The organism is Hydrogenophaga crassostreae (assembly GCF_001761385.1).
GTDB classification, from domain to species: domain Bacteria; phylum Pseudomonadota; class Gammaproteobacteria; order Burkholderiales; family Burkholderiaceae_C; genus Hydrogenophaga; species Hydrogenophaga crassostreae.
The window spans coordinates 4,054,487-4,072,312 of record NZ_CP017476.1 but is presented as its reverse complement, the minus strand read 5'-3'; the positions used below and the strand labels follow the sequence as shown (position 1 = coordinate 4,072,312).

The 17,826-nt window shown below is 63.2% G+C and carries 18 protein-coding genes; 9 read left to right on the top strand and 9 right to left on the bottom strand.

All coding sequences use genetic code 11. From position 1 onward, the window contains the following. Positions 1-39: 39 nt before the first annotated feature. Both LPB072_RS18835 and LPB072_RS18830 read right to left on the bottom strand, forming a co-directional pair. A complete protein-coding gene (locus LPB072_RS18835; protein WP_082876774.1) occupies positions 40-1,095 on the bottom strand; it encodes an aldo/keto reductase in 1,056 nt (351 codons plus the stop codon). Continuing rightward, positions 1,092-1,571 carry a GlcG/HbpS family heme-binding protein gene (locus tag LPB072_RS18830; protein ID WP_197508862.1) on the bottom strand — a complete coding sequence of 160 codons (480 nt, stop codon included), beginning with the start codon at positions 1,569-1,571 and terminating at the stop codon, positions 1,092-1,094. Before LPB072_RS18830 ends, LPB072_RS18835 begins: the two co-directional genes overlap by 4 nt. Positions 1,572-1,723: 152 nt before the next feature. Here LPB072_RS18830 and LPB072_RS18825 point away from each other — a divergent pair, with 152 nt between their 5' ends. Genes LPB072_RS18825 through LPB072_RS18815 form a run of 3 tightly spaced genes read left to right on the top strand, consistent with a single transcriptional unit; the run spans position 1,724 to position 4,548 of the window. Beyond that, a complete protein-coding gene (locus LPB072_RS18825) occupies positions 1,724-2,665 on the top strand; it encodes a LysR family transcriptional regulator (RefSeq protein ID WP_066087052.1) in 942 nt (313 codons plus the stop codon). 19 nt (positions 2,666-2,684) lie between these two features. Next, entirely contained in the window at positions 2,685-3,377 is a 693-nt protein-coding gene (locus LPB072_RS18820) for a haloacid dehalogenase type II (RefSeq protein WP_066087056.1), read from the top strand. Between the two features lie 40 nt (positions 3,378-3,417). Next, positions 3,418-4,548 (top strand): phospholipase A, encoded by a 1,131-nt coding sequence (locus LPB072_RS18815; protein ID WP_157694118.1) that lies wholly within the window; start codon positions 3,418-3,420, stop codon positions 4,546-4,548. A gap of 43 nt (positions 4,549-4,591) precedes the next feature. Here LPB072_RS18815 and LPB072_RS18810 read toward each other — a convergent pair whose 3' ends face one another. After that, entirely contained in the window at positions 4,592-5,038 is a 447-nt protein-coding gene (locus tag LPB072_RS18810; protein WP_066087062.1) for a MarR family winged helix-turn-helix transcriptional regulator, read from the bottom strand. A 155-nt stretch (positions 5,039-5,193) separates the two neighbouring features. On the opposite strand from LPB072_RS18810, the gene LPB072_RS18805 reads away from it, so the two are divergent. The 3 genes from LPB072_RS18805 (at position 5,194) to LPB072_RS18795 (ending at position 7,579) form a co-directional block, all read left to right on the top strand. After that, complete coding sequence (locus LPB072_RS18805) at positions 5,194-6,204, top strand: YHYH protein (protein ID WP_231943570.1); 1,011 nt, start codon at positions 5,194-5,196, stop codon at positions 6,202-6,204. 53 nt (positions 6,205-6,257) lie between these two features. Continuing rightward, positions 6,258-6,920 carry a hypothetical protein gene (locus LPB072_RS18800; protein ID WP_197508861.1) on the top strand — a complete coding sequence of 221 codons (663 nt, stop codon included), beginning with the start codon at positions 6,258-6,260 and terminating at the stop codon, positions 6,918-6,920. A gap of 194 nt (positions 6,921-7,114) precedes the next feature. Beyond that, positions 7,115-7,579, top strand: a complete 465-nt coding sequence (locus LPB072_RS18795) for a rhodanese-like domain-containing protein (protein WP_231943307.1) — start codon at positions 7,115-7,117, stop codon at positions 7,577-7,579. A gap of 71 nt (positions 7,580-7,650) precedes the next feature. Here LPB072_RS18795 and LPB072_RS18790 read toward each other — a convergent pair whose 3' ends face one another. The 6 genes from LPB072_RS18790 to LPB072_RS18765 form a co-directional block, all read right to left on the bottom strand. Further along, positions 7,651-8,496 (bottom strand): DUF4399 domain-containing protein, encoded by an 846-nt coding sequence (locus LPB072_RS18790; RefSeq protein WP_066087071.1) that lies wholly within the window; start codon positions 8,494-8,496, stop codon positions 7,651-7,653. 35 nt (positions 8,497-8,531) lie between these two features. After that, positions 8,532-9,149, bottom strand: a complete 618-nt coding sequence (locus LPB072_RS18785; RefSeq protein ID WP_066087075.1) for a hypothetical protein — start codon at positions 9,147-9,149, stop codon at positions 8,532-8,534. 311 nt (positions 9,150-9,460) lie between these two features. Then, complete coding sequence (locus tag LPB072_RS18780) at positions 9,461-10,627, bottom strand: FAD-dependent oxidoreductase (RefSeq protein ID WP_082876775.1); 1,167 nt, start codon at positions 10,625-10,627, stop codon at positions 9,461-9,463. 48 nt (positions 10,628-10,675) lie between these two features. Then, positions 10,676-11,437, bottom strand: coding sequence for a DUF3047 domain-containing protein (locus LPB072_RS18775; protein ID WP_066087078.1), 762 nt, complete (start codon positions 11,435-11,437; stop codon positions 10,676-10,678). After that, positions 11,434-12,258, bottom strand: coding sequence for a DUF547 domain-containing protein (locus LPB072_RS18770; RefSeq protein WP_096349043.1), 825 nt, complete (start codon positions 12,256-12,258; stop codon positions 11,434-11,436). Before LPB072_RS18770 ends, LPB072_RS18775 begins: the two co-directional genes overlap by 4 nt. A 47-nt stretch (positions 12,259-12,305) precedes the next feature. Then, positions 12,306-14,474 carry an FAD-dependent oxidoreductase gene (locus LPB072_RS18765; protein WP_197508860.1) on the bottom strand — a complete coding sequence of 723 codons (2,169 nt, stop codon included), beginning with the start codon at positions 14,472-14,474 and terminating at the stop codon, positions 12,306-12,308. A gap of 143 nt (positions 14,475-14,617) precedes the next feature. Between LPB072_RS18765 and LPB072_RS18760 the strand changes: the two genes are divergently transcribed. Genes LPB072_RS18760 through LPB072_RS23970 form a run of 3 tightly spaced genes read left to right on the top strand, consistent with a single transcriptional unit; the run spans position 14,618 to position 17,770 of the window. Next, complete coding sequence (locus LPB072_RS18760; protein ID WP_066087081.1) at positions 14,618-15,403, top strand: YiiX/YebB-like N1pC/P60 family cysteine hydrolase; 786 nt, start codon at positions 14,618-14,620, stop codon at positions 15,401-15,403. A gap of 1 nt (position 15,404) precedes the next feature. Next, positions 15,405-16,454 carry an aminoglycoside phosphotransferase/kinase family protein gene (locus tag LPB072_RS18755; protein WP_096349038.1) on the top strand — a complete coding sequence of 350 codons (1,050 nt, stop codon included), beginning with the start codon at positions 15,405-15,407 and terminating at the stop codon, positions 16,452-16,454. After that, entirely contained in the window at positions 16,451-17,770 is a 1,320-nt protein-coding gene (locus LPB072_RS23970) for a TIGR04283 family arsenosugar biosynthesis glycosyltransferase (RefSeq protein ID WP_066087086.1), read from the top strand. The genes LPB072_RS18755 and LPB072_RS23970 overlap by 4 nt, the downstream gene beginning before the upstream one ends. Positions 17,771-17,826 lie beyond the last annotated feature (56 nt).

Below are 17,826 nucleotides of genomic sequence, written 5' to 3'. Positions count from 1 at the left end.
TGCCTCCCGGTGTTTCTCAGTCAATGCCTTGTGCAGTTCCTAGGCCCGGCCATCGCGGGCGGTCTCGATCCCGGCCCATCCGGCGTCGGGATACCGCTCACCCTGGGCTGCACCCAGAGTAAACAGTTGGTCGAGTGTGGCCAGTGTTTCCGGGCTCAGCGCCAACGCTGCGGCCTCGACATTGGATTGCAAATGCCGGCGACGGCGTGTGCCCGGAATGGGCAACACATGGGGTTGCCGGTGCAGCATCCAGGCCAGCGCGAGTGAGGCGGTGGAGGCGCCAACGGCGTTGGCCAGTGAAGACAGGCGTTCTTGAAGCTGCCGGTTGTGGTCTCCTGCTTCGCCATTGAACCGGGGCAACGCACGGCGGAAATCGTTGTCTGCCAATTCGCCGACCTGTGGTGGTGCGTCGGTGAGAAAGGCGCGACCCAAGGGGCTGTAGGCGACAAAGGCCGTGCCCATCGCTTGCGCAGTGGGCAGCAAGTCGGTTTCGGCGCCGCGCTCCCACAGCGAGTATTCGCTTTGCAGCGCGGCCACGGGGTGCACGGCGTGCGCCTCGCGCAGGGTCTCGGCACTCACTTCCGACAAGCCGATGGCGGCGATCTTGCCTTCTTTCACCAGTTGGGCGAGGCTGCCCATGAGATCGGCAATCGGCACCGAAGGGTCGCGGCGGTGGCAGTAGTAGAGATCGATGCGCTCGACGCCAAGGCGGCGCAGCGAGGCCTCGCAGGCCTGGCGCACATAGGCGTCCGAGTTGTCGATGCGCCGCTCATAGCGGCCTTCTTGTCGCACAATGCCAAATTTGGTCGCCACGATCAGCCGCCTGCGCGTGGCGCCAGTGAGCTCGCCAAGAAACTGGCCCAACAGGCTTTCGTTGTGACCAAAGCCGTAGGTGTCGGCGGTATCGAAGTGCTGCACGCCCAGATCCACAGCGGCGTGCAGGGTGGCCAGCGATTCGGCGTCGTCGCTCGCGCCATAGAACTCGCTCATGCCCATGCAACCCAGGCCGATCGGGTGGATGCTTTGCTTGGCGAGAAGGCGGGTCGCGGTTTGAGCGTTGCCATTGGTGGTGGATGGGTTGTTGAGATCGCTCATGGCAGCATCGCTTTCACCGCGTCCACACCGGCTTGGGCGCAGAGCTCATCCTGGTCTTCATTGGCGCCACTGACCCCCACGCTGCCCAAAGCTTGACCATGGGCATTAAGAACTGGCAATCCGCCAGCCACCGTGGTGATGCCGCTGAGCAGCTCGGCGCCTTGGTTGGATCCCGTGGCCTTTCGGAATTGGCGGGTTGAAACGGGCAGGGCGCTGGATGTGTTGGCTTTTGGTTGGGACACAGGCACCGAGATAGCCGCTGAGCCATTCATGCGGCTGAAGTGCAGCAGCTGACCGGCTTCGTCGTTGATGGCGACGGCCATGCGCCAGCCTTTGTTTTCAGCCATGGCATGGCAGGCTTGAGCGATGGCCTCGGCCGTTTTGAGCTGCAAGGTGGGACGAGTGCCCTGTGATTGTGCGGAAAGGCAAATGAATGCCAGAGAGAGGCCGGTGGGCGTGGAGCGCATCAGATGCATGGCGAAATCCCTTGTATTAGCGTTGGTATGTGGCGATGATGAATTTTTCGCGAGCCTGGCGCAAGCCAAGCCGAGCTGTTTGACTTGTGCGGTAAGGCTGCACAATAGGGTTTCCACTAAGTTGGGGCTCTTGCCCCGAGAGGCGGGTCGCCATGAGCAAACCAGATCTGTCGCACTTGCGTGCATTCATGGCCGTGGCCGAATGCAGCAGCTTTCGCCAAGCGGCCAAGGTATTGGAGCTTTCCCCATCGGCGATCAGCCAGGCCGTGCGAACGCTGGAAGCCCGCTTGGAGGTACCGCTGTTGTTGCGCAGCACCCGCAGCGTGGCGTTGACGCAGGCAGGCGCGCAGTTGCTTGAAGAATTGCGCCCCGCGTTGAGCCATCTGGACGATGTGTTGACGGCGGTGTCGCAGTCTGGCGGTGAGACCCGGGGACACCTCAAACTCAACCTGCCTCGCAACGCCGCGACCCAGCTGCTCAGCCCCTTGTTGTCGGGTTTTGTGAAAGCCCACCCAGGCATCTCCCTGGAAATCACCACGCAGGATGGCCTGGTTGACATCGTGCGCGAGGGGCACGATGCGGGCGTCCGATTCCCGGAGGCGGTGCCACGCGACATGGTGGCCGTACCCATCGGGCCCCGTCAGCGCTTTGCGGTAGTGGCCAGCAGCGCTTTTGCGTTGACCCATGGGGTGCCGAAACAGCCAGGCGATTTACAGCAAGCCCCCTGCGTTCGCCTGCGTTTTCCCAGCGGTGTGTTGTACCGGTGGCAATTTCGCCGAGGCAAGGAGGCGGTGGATGCGTCCGTTGCGGGCCCATTGACCGTCGACGACCAGCGCCTGGCGCTGCAGGGCGCGCTCGATGGTCTGGGTTGGGCATATGTATATGAAGCCATGGCGACGCCCCATTTGCTGGAAGGGCGACTGGTGCAGGCGCTGGTCGATTGGTGCCCCGCCGAGCCTGGGTTTCAGCTGTACTACCCCAGCCGCAGCCAGGTCAGCCCGGCCCTTCGGGCTTTGATTGACTGGGTGTTGGCGCAGGGACCTCAAGTGCATAGTGAGCGCTACGATGACAAGCTTGTCGCTGAGTCTCCATGAACCACAGAAAGATCCGACCATGAAGCCGCCCCGCATTCTCGCCTTCGATATTTTCGGCACGGTGGTCGACTGGCACGGCAGTATCGTCCGTGAGGTGAATGCCTTGTACCCGCAGGTGGATGGCGACGCCTTTGCGCTGGCCTGGCGCGCGGGCTACTACCCGGCGATGGCGAGGGTGCGTTCTGGTGAGCTGGGATGGACCCGCATTGATGAGCTGCACAGAATCATTCTGGATGGCATCTTGCCGCAGTTTGGCCTGGCGCATCTGGGTGAGGCCGAGCGGAGACATCTCAACCGGGTCTGGCACCGGCTAGACGCGTGGCCCGACACCGTCGATGGCCTCACCCGCTTGAAGAGCCGCTTCACCATTTGCTCGTTTTCAAACGGCAATATCGGTCTGCTGACCAACATGGCCAAACGCGCCGGACTGCCGTGGGATTGCATCCTTTCGGCCGAGGTGTTTCGCGCCTACAAGCCCGACCCAGCCACTTACCTGGGCGTGGCGGCGACCTTTGACGTCGAACCGGGCGAGATCATGCTGGTCGCCACCCACCAAGACGATCTGGACGCTGCCCGCGCCCTTGGCCTGCAAACCGCCTACATTGAGCGCCCGCTGGAATTTGGCGCCGCCCATGTGAAAGACGTGTCGCCTGATACAGCCAATACCTGGCACGCCCGCAGCCTGGTCCATCTGGCCGAACAGTTGCGGTGACGAACAACGTCCGGTCCCTTCTGCACCCATTTGAATGCCCATGAAACTGCTTCCTTGTTTTGCACTCGGCCTGGCCATCACCAGCCCATTCGCCCACGCCAACGCCAACGATTGGCTGACCTGCACCGCACTGACCGACAACACCCAGCGCCTGGCCTGTTTTGACCAGAAGGCCAGGCAGTTTGCCGACCCCCTGGTGCTTCAGGCCCCACCACCCGAACCTGCTGTGGTGAATGTCTTGGCCGAGAAGCCCCCGGAGCCGGAACCGCCCGTGGTGTCTGCTGCGCAGCGTGCCGATGCCCAGCCCAGCGAGATCACCCGTTTCTGGGACCTGGAACATGCCACTTCGCGCGACACCTTCGAGTTGCGTGCCTACCGGCCGGTTTCGCTCAGCTTCACCGGCGGGACGCCGGTCAACCGCCAGCCCAGCACCCCTGCTGAGGGCCATACCGCTGCCAGCCCACTGGCCTACCAGCCCGGCGAGGTCAAGCTCAACCTCAGCGTGCGAACCAAGCTCGTGAGCGGCGTGCTGCGCCGGGGCGAAGACCCGTTGCGTGATTCCCTCTGGTTTGGTTACACACAACAAAGCCATTGGCAACTGTTCAACAAACCGCTTTCACGTCCGTTCCGAAGCACCGATCACCAGCCCGACATCACCTATGTATTCCCCCATTTCATCGGGCTGCCCGGCGGGTGGACCTACCGCATGACCGGCGCTGGCATCGAACACCAGTCCAACGGGCAAAGCCTGCCGCTGTCGCGCAGCTGGAACCGCGCTTACCTGATTGCTGCGGGCGACAAGATCGCGGCCAATGGCGACCGCTTCACCTTGCAGGCCCGTGTCTGGAACCGCATCAGCGAAAACGAGAGCGTGGACGACAACCCCGATATCAGCGACCACGTGGGTCGGGGCGAATTGATTGGCCGCTGGAGCTTTGACACCGGTGTGGGCGAGGACGCGGTGCTCCACACCCTGTCCACCACCTTGCGCCATACCCTGCGCGCCAATGGCCGGGGCTCGGCCAAGCTGGAATACCTGCGCAGCGTCGGCCGTGCCGACAGCGGTCTGCGCTTCCATGTTCAGCTGTTCAGGGGCTACGGCGACAGCCTGCTCGACTACAACGTCAATCGCACCGCCCTGACCGCCGGCTTGAGTCTGGTGGACTGGTGACTGGCGCAAGGCCATAGGGCCTTGGGTCTCGTGTTGTCTGGCTTCAGTCCACAGGCGGGCCGGGCGGCAGGCCGCCCAAGGCGTCGCGCAGTTCGCGGGTGAGCGCCGCCAGGCTGCGGGCCTTGGTCCGGCCCAGCAAGCCTTCAATCAGGTGGTCCATCTCGGTCCAGGCGTCGTACACCGCGGCCAGGGCCTTGTGCCCGCGGGCGCTCAGCGTGAGCAGGTTGCCCCGGGCCGATTCGGGGCCCCGTGCTTTCTCGATCAGCCCTGCCTTGATCAGGCGGCTGGTCATGGTGCTCATGCTGGCTGCGGTGAGGTGGAAGGCCTGCGCCAGCGCGGCTTGAGACACGGGCCCCATGCGCTCCATGGCATCGAGCACCCGGGCTTGCCGCGGCGATATGCCCAGCCCGGTCAGGCGCGCGCGCAGGTGCTCTTCCAGCAAATGACCGGAATGCAGGTGGGCGTGAAACGCGAAGGCTTGTTTGGGCATGGGGTAGTTAGTATGCTAACTTCGGTTGAAACCACTGGCTTTATCCGCCAGCGCGAGGCAGGCCCGCAGTCGCGGGCCGCGCGTTGGAACTGAGCGAGTTTCACCACGAACCGGTTGCAGGCGAGCGACCAAAGGGAAGAGAGATTTTGACCATTGTGAACACCTTGATGGACAGGCTCGGCGCGGCGTTGTTGGGCTGCGCCATGGCCGCCCCTGCGATGGCCCACGGTGAGCAAGAAGCGCTGAAATCTGTGGCCGAGTTTTTCAAGCGTGCCACCGTCGTGGCGGGGCCAACGGCGGTGGATTGCACCTTGTCGAGCGGTACAAAAACCCGTTGCTTTTCCATCACCGTGAAACCCGAGCCCGGCAGTTACACCCCAGGGCCGTGGTGCCCGATGCAGGGAACCGATGGCCCGGACAGGAGCGGCATCTGGCTCAAGGATGGCCAGGTGCTGGACGCCGATGGTGCTTTCATGGGCGGTCTGGCGCAGAGGTACCAAGATCCGAACTGGAAGATGGTCGACCCCAAGACCGGCAAGATCAACGTCACCGACAGCCGCGAAGCCTGCGCCGCTGCGGCCCGGCCCGATGTCGATCCGAAGTACCGAAATTACTGCGTGCAATGCCTGCCGGAGTACCTGGAGGCGGACCACCAGACCTACGTGATCCCGCTGGAGCCGCAGGCGCCTGGGCGCCAGAACGATGTGCGGCAATCGGGCGCTGGCGTGGCCTTCAACGGCGTTCGCCTCGATGGCCCCGCGCCGGTCGAAGCCATCCTGGGTGCCTACACGATCGCGCCGTTTGACGACTGCGGTGGCCATGTGAACCTGCATGCCGGGTACCACTACCACGCCGTCACCGACTGTCTCAACAAAAGCGCCCCCGCCGCCACGCACGGCGCGCAAATCGGCATGGCGCTGGATGGCCACACCATCTTTGCGCAGCTCGCAGCCGACGGCCAAGCGCCTGCCGATCTCGACCGCTGCAACGGCCACTCCGTGCAAGGCCTGGGCTACCACTACCACGCAGGCGCCCCGGGCGGCAATTCGATTCTGGCCTGCCTGAGCGCCGAGGCCGGCTGCGCGCTGGAAGGCGATGCCCAGACCTGTGACGCTTCCCAAGTTCGTCGCCCACCGCCGCCTGGCGGGGGGCCAGCCCCCCGCTGAGCGTTGGTGCTCGGCTTTGTTTGTTCCCACTCCCCACCTGAAGGAAATTCACCATGATGTACCGCCTCGCGATCGCTTCGACTGTTCTGGCCCTCGGCGCCTGCGCCGGCCCACACGGCTCTCACCATGGCAAGGACCATGAAGGCCACAAAGGCATGGGCATGAAAGACAAAGGCATGAGCTTCTTCGTCACCAGCATGAACCCCGGCAAGGGTGCCGACCTCGGCGGCCTGGCGGGCGCCGATGCCCATTGCGCGGCGCTGGCACAGGCCGCCGGCTCCAAGGGCAAGAACTGGAAAGCCTATCTGTCGTCCTCCCAAGAAAACGCCCGCGACCGCATTGGAAAGGGTCCCTGGATGAACGCCAAAGGCGTGGTGGTGGCCACCAGTGTCGAAAACCTGCTCAGCGACGCCAACAACCTCACCAAAGACAATGCGATCGACGAAAAAGGCATGGTCATCAACGGCCGCGGCGACACCCCGAACCGCCACGACATGATGACCGCCTCCAACGCCAAGGGCATGCTTGAAGGCGGCACCTGCAACGACTGGACCAGCAGCGGCGAAGGCTCGGTGCTGGTTGGCCACCACGACCGCGTGGGCGGCGGCGCGGCCCCGACCTCCTGGAGCTCGGCACATCCATCACGCGCCTGCGGCATGGAAGCGCTGCGCGCCACCGGTGGCGAGGGCCTCTATTACTGTTTCGCGGCCAACTGATCGGCACCAGCGCCAGGCCAGTGACCGTTTTGTAGGCCCCGCTCTACCTGTTGCAGCGGTTGGGTGGCTCTTCAGTCCCGTGTCCGTGCCTGTGCCATGTGAACAGGCACGGGTACAAAACGCTGATTGAAAACATCATCAGTTGCTTATATGATGCTCCGTGGCGTATTTCACGCCTTTGTACGGAGCCTCCCTTGCTTTCACAGACTTTGAAATCTGCGTTGATCGCACCCATTCTCCTGTCAGCCGCGCTCGCCGCGCACGCGGACAACAAAGCCATTGCCATTGACGAAATGGAGGCCTATCTGGAGTTTGCGGAATACGGCGGTGGTGTGATTTTTGCCGAGCAGATTCCCGCAGACGGGTGGTCCAAGTTCATGGTGATTGATGCGCGCGATGCAGGCCAGTTCGCCAAAAGCCGCATTCCCGGTGCCATCAACATGGACTGGCGCCGCGTACTCTCCCGGCGCAACGAGATCCCCAAAGACAAACCGGTATTGATCTACTGCAACACCGGCTCCCTTTCAGCCCAGGCGGGTTTTGCGTTGCGCGTGGCCGGCTGGGAGAACCTGCGCATTTTGCAGGGCGGTATGGAAGAGTGGCGCGCCAAAGGCGGTTTTGAGGCGGCAACCAGGGCGAATGCACCGGCGAAGCACTGAGCCATCCGGTTGGCGACAAACATGGCTGGACGGGCCCGGATCGGCCGCGGTCGCCGAGCTGGCGCTTCTTTCTATTGCACTTCGATTGAAGCTGTTGCAGGCGCCACGCGGCCGCTGGCATCGCCTTCAGCGGCGTTGCTCACCCATTTCAAGGTCAGGTTGTAGCCACCTTCTGGAGGCGTCAGGTACACCTCGGTCTGGCCATCAGGGAAGTCCAGGTTGGCTGTGCCCTTGCCACTGGTCGATGCGATCTGCAAAGCGAAATGCCCTGACTTGGGATCGTCTTGCGACTGCAGGCCCACGTTCAGCCCCGAGGCATGGAATTGCACACGGAAGGGATTCCGGATCGGACCGTCGGGCAGCATCATGCTGATGCCGCGGGTGGTCAAGGTCTTGGGATCGGTTTCGTTTTTCTTGGTCACCGTGATGGTGGCCGGCTTGCTGTAAACGAAATAGGGCAGGTGCTGCTGGTTGGCCAGCAGCATGCGCAAGGTGTATTTGCCTGGTGGAAACGACAGCACCGTCTCCATCTGTCCACCGCCAAAGTGGATGTATTGGTCGGTAAATGGCAAGGCCGTTGTGAAATTCAACGGCAGGTCGCGATTGACCAGCAGGTGATGGTGTCCCCTTTTGCCTTTGGATGCCTTGGCAATCGGCGCCAGGCCCCAGCCGCCGGACAGGCCGAACCTCACGACAAAAGGCGTTTCGATCTGGTCGCCGTCTTTCAGGTTGGTGAAATAGGCTTCGCTGGACAGCCTGGGAAGTGCCGCTTGCCAAGGGTGTATGGCCTCAGGCTGACCGCTGGCAATGGCTTTGGCTGTGGGGTCGGTCGCTGCGGATTGAGCCAGGGCCTGGGTGGTGAACCCGGTTGCCATCAGCAGGGCACAACAGGTGGAGAGACGCAGGCAGATCGGCATGGCAAGTGGCCTTCCAGTTGGTGTGAAACTCCCTGTCAATTGTCTTTCAGCGACGCAAAATCGCTGAGTGACGCTTTCATGGAGTCTATCCAGTCGGGCTTGGGCTTGGGTTCGTCGCGGGCGGCGACCTTGAGCAAGACGTTGACCAGGACAAAAACGACCAGCCAGGCAGCTGCTGCCACCTGGAGCACGAAGTCGATCGAAACGGTGCCATTCCAGACCCGGTTGACGCCCAGAAAAGCGCAGAAAAACCAGACGCTGTTGGAGAAAGAAACGCTGAGCGCCACCGTCAGCCAATCGGCGCGGCTCCAGCGGGACACCGGGCGCGAACGGCCCAGAATGGGGAACACCATCTGGTGCAGTACCACGGCGTTGACCGTCAACAGGGCGACCAGCACCAGCTTGGCTTGCACCTTCTGGTTGGCCAGGAAATCGGGATTGGCTTGCAAGCCCATGTACACAACGATTGCACCGGTGATGTAGAGCAAGGCCAGGGCAGCCGAGATCATGCGGGTTTCAAAGCGCTCTGGCGGTGGAATCACTACTTTGTAGCCCAGCGCTTTTGCCGCAAGGCGCAAGTCGGTGATCACGATGGTGCCAATGGCGGCACAGGTGGCAATCAGGTGGGCGTAAACGATCAGGGTTTTAAGCATGGCAACGGTGTGGCGTCTTGATATTCGAGTAAATGCTTGCCCCGAGTACATCTTTATTCTGGCTGGCAACGCAAGACTTTAAGCCTGTATTCGTATCAAATTGTTTTTCGGGTGATTTTTTTTTGGGATTGTGGTGCCTACCAAACAGCCAGTTTTCGACCCCCTCGAAGGTGTTAGACGCGACCACAAACCCGGATGGAGTGGTGGGTCCTGGTGTGTGAATCTGTCAGGGCCCGGATGGGTTCTGCCGACAGAGTCCCCGCGATCTGGGGTGGGAAACGCCCTGTTTGCCTGCGGGGCCGACCGGCGGTCTATAGGACCCTGTACTTCGCCACGAAGGCGCGGTCGATGCGGTCTTTCCAGCGCCATGCCCAGGCACCGCCAGCGTACAGCGGTCCGTAGCTCACGATGGCATGGTCGGTGCCACAAGACAGCAGGTTCAGGGTGTTGACCGGCGGATGATGGGGCTTGAGGGCCAGACCTTCGTGTTGCGCGAGCAGGTTGTGGACCAGGGGCGGGCCGGCGCGCACGGCATACACGCCGCTTTTCGGATGGGGCTTGTCTTCTCGGGTCGACACATCACCAGCGGCAAACACATTGGGGTGGCTGGGACTTTGCTGGAAGGCGTTGACAAGCACATGGCCGGCTTCTGACAGGGCCAGGCCACTGTCTTGCAGCCATGCGGGGGCGTGGGTGCCAATGGCGAGCAGGGGCACGTCGCAGCTCAAAACCGCGCCGCTGCCCAGCTTGACCCGGCCTTTCTCAAGTCCTACACAGGCTTCCCGCAGGACCGTGATGCCGCGCCGCTTGAGTTGGCGCAGCACGCGTTTGCGAACGCCGGCACTGTAGTTGGCAGCCACCTCGCCGCCGCCGGTGATCAGGCTGAAGCGGGCGCCATGAATGCCCTGTTGGCGCAAGCATTGCTCGGCGGCAAACAACAGCTCGATACCGGCCGCGCCGGCGCCGATGATGGCGATCGACACCGGCTGGCTCTGCGCGAGTTCAACGACTTTGGGCCACAAAGAGGCAAACACCTCAATGGGGCGCACGATCAGCGCATGGGCCGATGCACCCGGCATCTCGACTTCCAGTCGTTCGCGGTCGATCACTGCGCCGGTGTCGATGGACAGCAGGTGGTAGGGCAGATCGGGCGGTGGAATGTCTTCGGCTGACTGGCTTTTTGCCGTCGGGCTGAGGCGCACGCGCTGCTCCCCTGCGTCGATGCCGCTGCAGCGCGCCTGTATCCACTTGGCGCCGGCCGCCTTGATCAGCGGCTCCAGGGGAATCTGGCAGTCCTCGGGGCTGTAGTGGCCCGCGACCAGGCCTGGCGTCATGCCGCTGTAGGTTTGGTAGGGGTAGGGCGAGACGACGGTGATATCGAGATCTGCGGGGCGGTTTTGGGCCAGTTGGGCGAGCACATGCAGGTGGGCATGCCCAGCACCAAGCAGAAGGAGTTTTTTGATGCCAGTTGAATGCATAGACGCCGATGTTAGCCGGGCGCCATCAGCGATGCCGATGCGAATGACTTACGGCACCCAGCGGAGGTCTGTCACCCAGCCTACGCTTTGACTGGCGGTGTTGTCGCTGTCTGCACCAATGAGCACGGTTGTGACAGGCGGCAACTCTGCGCGTGGCGTTCTGGCGCCTTGCGGCAGTTCGTCAGCAAACAGGGTGGCAAAGTCTTGCGCCACATCGCGCGATTCGCTGGTCCAGCGGGTGAGTGGCGAGTTGCGGCCTTGCAAGCTGATGAACCTCACCCTGCGTGTATAGGGGTTGACGCCCTGCCGGGGTGCGGGGCCCGCGCTGTCCCAGATGTAGCAAACGGTGGCTGCTGGCAGGTTCTCACCGCTCACGCTGCGCGCAATGCGCAACACAGTGCGCTCTATGAACGGCACGCTGTCGAGCGGGTGTTCAAACATCACACACACCTTAAGTGCTGCATCGTCCCCGCTTTTGGCAAGCAGGTCTGGCGCACGTTTGCCACCAGCCAGGGGCTCGTCAAGCCGCCAGCGCCATTGCAACCGCTCGGGTGCCGGGCCGTTCCAGGCTTGCACCCATGTGCCGTAGGACGCATCGGTGCTGACCTTCAGGCCCGGCTTGTGGTCAACTTCACCCGGTTCAAAGCGCGAGGGCGGCAGGTCGGCCGATTTTTTGGGGAAACCCACGAACCGCCAAGCCTTGGATGCCTCGCCTTGCCCGTCGAGCAAGGGGGCCAGCTCGGCAGGCGGTTGGGCCCAACTGATGCCGGTGAGCAGCGCCAGGCAAAAACAGGCAGTGGTGCGCTTCATCGGCCCACGTCGTTGAGCGACCAGTCGTAGTCGAGGTAGCTGACAGACAGGCTCCTGGCGCGCAGGCTGGCTTGTTCGTCTGGTTGGTCGGTGAGCTGCGCTGCGTAGGCGGCGAACACGTCTTCCACCTGTTTGAAGCCGCGGTAGCCGCTGTTGAAGTCTTCCTTGAACCATTTGAAGATGGCGCTCACTTCCACTTCGCCATTTTTCACCCGGTTGCGCGTGCGGTCGCCCATGAAGCGGCGCATGCCGTCTTCGAGCTGGGCTTCCAACTGGCTGGCGGTGAAGGCCTCGTCGCGCAGCGCCGGGCAGCCGATGCTGGCGCAGTTGACGGCGGCGTGAACACGGGGTTCCTTGTAGACGGGGCGCAGCTGCTCGTGCTCGACCCAGTCGAGGTGGCGCTCGGCGCCCAGCAGGGTGAAGAACTCTTTTTTCCAGGCCGACTGGAACACCGACCCGAGGTCCTTGATGGATTTCAGGTTGGGGTACTTCGTGAGAATGAGCTCCACCGTGAAGGCGTTGTAGGCATTGATGAGGAAGGCCATCTGCTGGGGCTTGCTCCAGCCATCAAAGCTTGCCTTGGGCACGGCACTCAGGCTGGTGAGCACGTCTTTGAGTGCCGCGTGGTCGGCTGCAAAACCTTTGTAGTTCACGCGCGATTGCTTGCCATCGGGCAACCATTTCACGTGTTTTTTAAGCAAGGCGTTCCAGCCCGCGTACTGGTGGTCAAAAGCAGCGGTCTGGGCAAAAGCGCTCATGGGCAACACTGCGGTGACAGCGATGGCCGCGAACAGGTGCAAGGTTTGGCGGCGGGAGCTCATGCGGGGGTCTCTCATGAAGGTTTTGGAGTGGCTGTGGGCGGACAAGTTCACCCGCGGCGCCAGTCGTGGAATTTCTTGACCCACACCAGCAGCTTCTCGGGCTGGTGTGCACGCTTCCAGTCGCCCGCGGCGTACTTGTTGGCCTCGGCCATGGTGGGGTAGGTGTGGATGGTGCCGAGGATCTTGTTCAGGCCCAGGCCGTGTTTCATGGCGAGCACGTATTCGGCCAGCAAGTCGCCAGCGTGCGCGCCCACAATGGTCACACCCAGGATCTTGTCTTTGCCCGGCACGGTCAGCACCTTGACGAAACCCTGGGTTTCGCTGTCGGCGATGGCGCGGTCGAGATCGTCCATGCCGTACTTGACCATTTCATAAGGAATGTTCTTTTCCCTGGCCTCGGTTTCATTGAGGCCCACGCGCGCCACCTCGGGGTCCACAAAGGTGGCCCAGGGGATCACCGAGTAGTCGACCTTGAATTTCTTGAAGTCGCCAAACAGCGCGTTGACGGCGGCGTACCAGGCCTGATGCGAAGCCACGTGGGTGAACTGGTAGGGGCCGGCCACATCGCCCGCAGCGAAAATGTTGGGGTACAGCGTTTCCAGGTATTCGTTGGTTTCCACCGTGCGGTTGGTGGGCACGCCAATGTCTTCCAGCCCGTAGCCGGTGAGGCGGGCGCTGCGGCCCACGGCGCACAGCAACTGGTCAAACGCGATGCGCTGCTCGGCGCCCTGGTGTTCCACGATCAGCGTTTTCTCGCCATCGATGGTTTCGCAGCGCAGGGCTTTGTGGCCCACGCGCACATCCACGCCATCGGCCTCCAGCGCTTTCTTGGCCAGCTCGCTCACCTCTTCGTCTTCCCGGGCCATGATGCGCGGGCCCATTTCCACCTGGGTCACGGCCGAGCCCAGTCGGGCAAAGCTTTGTGCCAGCTCGGAGCCGATGGGGCCACCGCCCAGCACCACCAGGCGCCTGGGCACCTCGTCGAGCTTGGCAAATTCGTCCCACAGCGTGTCGCTGGTGACATAGCCCACGTCTTCCAGACCCGGCAGCGGCGGCACAAAGGGGCGGGCGCCGGCGGCGATCACGATGCTGCGCGCGGTCAGGCGCTGGGTGCCGCCGTCGTTCAGCGCGATCTCCACCGTCCAGGGGTTCACCAGCTTGGCGTAGCCCTGCAACACTTCCACACCCAGACCGGTGTAGCGCTCCACGCTGTCGTGCGGCTCGATGGCTTTGATCACGTCGTGGATGCGCTGCATCACGGCCTTGAAGCTGAACGTGGGTGTGGTGTTGGAGAGCCCGTACTGCTCGCCATGGCGCATCTGGCTCGCCAGCTTGGCGCTTTTGATCAACGCCTTGCTGGGCACGCAACCGTAATTCAGGCAATCGCCACCCATTTTGTGCACCTCGACCAGCGTCACCTTGGCCTTGACGGCGGCGGCAATGTAAGCCGACACCAGACCGCCGGCGCCGCCGCCGATCACGATCAGGTTGCGGTCAAAGCTTTTGGGCTTCACGTTGGCCCAGCGGGCGTATACCTTGCGTTTTTTAATCATGTCAACAATCTTTCTAGCGATGAGCGGGAACAGGCCCAGCAAAACAAAGGAGCCAATCAGGCCGGGGCTGAGAATGCCTTTGAGCGAATCGATCTGGGCCAGTTGCGTGCCGGCGTTCACGTAGACGAGGGTGCCGGCCAGCATGCCCAACTGGCTGACCCAGTAAAAAGTGCGGGCCTTCATCTTGGTCAGGCCCATGACCAAATTGATCACAAAGAAAGGCACGATGGGGATCAATCGCAGGGTGAAGAGGTAGAAGGCGCCGTCTTTTTCGATGCCTTTGTTGATCTCAGCCAGCCGGTTGCCGAACTTGCTCTCGATGCTGCCGCGCAAGATGAAGCGCGATGTCAGAAAGGCCAGGGTGGCGCCCACGCTGGACGCAAACGACACAATCACGGTGCCCCAGCCGAGGCCAAAGATGGCGCCGCCGGCCAGCGTGATGATGGCGGCGCCCGGCAGCGACAGGGCGGTGGCGGCCACGTAGATCAGGAAGTAGACCGCTGCCACCTTGAAGGGCTGGCTCGCATACAGCTCGCCGAAAGCGGCCTGGCTGTCCTTGATGTAGTCCAGCGTGAGGAAGCGGCCCAGATCGAAGGCGAAGAACGCACCAATGCCGAGGGCCAGGGCGACGAGGAGTAAGACTTTGCGCAGATTCACGACCATTCCTTGTGTTTGTTGTGATTGAGTCGCAGCAGAACGCTGTTCCTTACAGATGGCTCTTTCCTAAAGTTCATTGTCATGCAATCGTTTCCGCTTCATCCGTGCGATCCCTTCAGACCCGATTGGCGCAAGGGCGGGGCGCGGCCATGAGGGCCTGGCTGGGTCGTGCCCTTGCCCGCTACCTGGGGACGCCTGGGCGCGCGGCGGCCATCGGCGTCCCGTCTGATATCGGCAGCTTGGCCCGCACGCTGAAACCGGGCGACGTGATCCTGGTTGAAGGCACGTCGCGGGTGAGCACCGCCATCAAGTACCTCACACAGTCCACCTGGTCGCATGCCGCGCTCTATGTGGGCGGCATGCCAGAGCATGCGGTGGGCGGTGACGTGCCTTGCGTGGTCGAGGCCGATATCAGCGAAGGTGTTCGCGCGGTGGCGCTGTCGGCGTTTGAGCAGATGCATTGCCGCATCTGCCGCCCCGTTGGGCTGGATGAAAACGAGGTTGGCGCGGTCTGCCAATACGCCATCGATCGGCTGGGGCAGGCCTATGACCTCAAAAATGTGACCGACCTCGCGCGCTACCTGTTTCCCACGCCGCCGGTGCCTCTGCGCTGGCGTCGCAAGATGCTGGCCCTGGGCAGTGGGGACCCCACACGGGCCATTTGTTCGACCTTGATCGCCCAGGCGTTTCAGTCGGTGCAATACCCCATCCTGCCGAGCATTGAAACCTTGAGCCTGAACGATCCCGGTTGTCACGACTGCGTCGAGCAGGTGCTGCATGTGCGGCACCACAGCCTTTTTGCGCCACGGGACTTTGATGTGTCACCATATTTTGAGATCATCAAACCCACGCTGTCCTCTGGCTTTGACCATCGCGCCTTGCGATGGGGCCTGGCCCCTGGCGGTGCGGTGTTGAACATGGCGAGGCATCCCTGACGTGAATGATTTGCTTGAACAGCTGCGCCGCGAACTGACCGCGCTGGCCCATCCGCTGGCGGGTTGCGCGCTGCAGCCGATGTCCGACAAAGGGCTGGCCCACGACCATGTGCGCCTGGCTGGCAGTGGCTGGCTCGCGCGCATTCCCAAACAAAGCCAGATGGGGCTGGCCGCTGTGCGCAATCTTGACTACCAGCGCACCTGCTTTGAGCGCGCTGCGCCGGGTGGCCACTCGCCCGCCCTGCACGGTGTGTTGGCGCCATCGGCCAACCTGCCTCGAGGCGCCTTGCTGGTCGCGGAAATAGAAGGCCGGGCGGCTCGCTTGCCGGGTGATCTGGGTGCCATCGTGCGGGCGCTGGGCTCGCTGCATGCCCTGCCGTTGCCGCCCCGCGCGAAGCGCTCACCGTTGCAGGATGAGCGAGATCCCCTGAAGTCGCTGTGCGACGAGATCGCTGCTCAGGCCCGTTTCCTCGCCGGGGCGAAGGTGGCCCCGGAAGTGGCAGGCGCGATCGAGTCGCAGCAACAGCGGTTGCAGGCCTTGTGCGATCAGGCCGCCAGGCCCCGGCGCCACCTGATCGCCTTTGATGGCCACCCGGGCAATTTCATCGTGCGCGCCGACGGCTCGGCGGTTCTGGTGGATCTGGAGAAATGCCGTTACAGCTACCCGGGTCTCGATCTGGCCCACGCCACGCTCTACACCTCAACCACCTGGGATGTCGATTCACACGCGGTCTTGAGCGAGGGCGAAATCATGGCTGCCTACCGCGCCTGGGATCGCTTCATGGGCGCAGCCGCAGGCGAAGCCGCGCGGTGGCATGTGCCGCTGCGCGGCGCCATGTGGTTGTGGTCCATCACCTGGTGTGCCAAATGGCGGGTGCTGTCGCGCGAGCGGGAGGGCCCCTCTGGCGACGGCGAAGACTGGTCTGCCGATCGCAGTGAAGCGGCGCTGGTGACCCATGTGCGCGGCCGGGTTGAGCATTACCTCAGTGCGCCCGTCGTGGCGCGGGTGTTGCATGAACTGGCCATGCTGGAGAGGGTGTTGTCACCATGAGGCTGGCCATCGTCATGCCCGTGTTGAACGAGGCCGCCTCATTGCCGGGCGCACTGAGCGCATTGGCCGATTTGCGCAACCGTGGCGTGGTCGTGATCGTTGTCGATGGTGGCAGCGTGGATGACACCACCGAAGTCGCGCGGGCCGGGGCCGACGCGGTGTTGACCGCGCCGCGTGGACGCGCCTCGCAAATGAATGCCGGGGCTTGCCACCCTCTGGCGCGCAAGGCAGAGGTGCTGTTGTTTCTCCATGCCGACACCCGCTTGCCATCCAGCGCCGATGCGCTGGTTCAAGGGGCATTGGCCGGGGGTGTGGTTTGGGGCCGGTTCGATGTGCACATCGATGGGCAGCATCCCTTGTTGCCCTGGGTGGCCGCGCTGATGAACTGGCGATCACGCCGAACCGGCATGGCCACCGGGGACCAGGCCATGTTTGTGCGCCGCCGGGTATTTGAAACGCTGGGGGGCTTTCCCGCACAGCCATTGATGGAAGACATCGAGTTGAGCGCGCGCCTGCGTGAACGCGCGCCTCCCGCCTGTTTGACGGAGCGCGTGAGCACCGCCGGGCGACGCTGGGATCACAACGGGTTTTGGCGCACCGTGCTGCTGATGTGGCGACTGCGGGCGGCCTATGCCTGGGGCACCCCGGCGCAGCAACTCGCCTTGCGGTATGGCTACGCGCCGCGCGCAGCGGCGGCTGTGGCCGTCCTGGCCAAAGCGCCGGTGCCCGGGTTCGCCAAAACACGGCTGGCAAAGCTGCTGGGTGCGGTCGGCGCTGCCCGCGCCCAGCGTGGCTTCATCTTGCGCACCTTGAACACCGCGCACAGCGCCAGTCTGGGCGAGGTTGTCCTGTACACCGCGATGGGTGCCCACCACCGTTTGTTCGCGCTGCTGGCCGAGCGCTGGGGGGTGCGCTGTGCCTCACAGGTGGAGGGCGACATCGGGCAGCGCATGGCTGCCGTGATGGAGAACCACTTCGCCGAGCGTGGTGCACCCGCCCTGCTCATTGTGGGCACCGATTGCCCGGCGCTGACGCCGGGGCATCTGCAGGCGGCCGCAGATGCCCTGGTGTTGCACGACGCCGTGTTCATTCCTGCCGAGGACGGGGGCTATGTGCTGATTGGGCTGAAGCAGCGATTGCCACAGGTGTTTGAGCGGGTGGAGTGGAGCACGGCCCGCACCATGGCCCAGACCCGCCAACGCCTGAGCGGTGCGCAGGTGCGCTGGGTGGAACTGCCGGCGCTCTGGGACGTGGACGAGCCAGCCGATTGGTTGCGCTGGCAAGCGAAGAGGGCTGGCGCCGAACGAGGCCATTGAAACAGGCGGTTTTGCGGGTGGTTTATATGGCGCGTTTTTGACCTGGTCGGTATAGA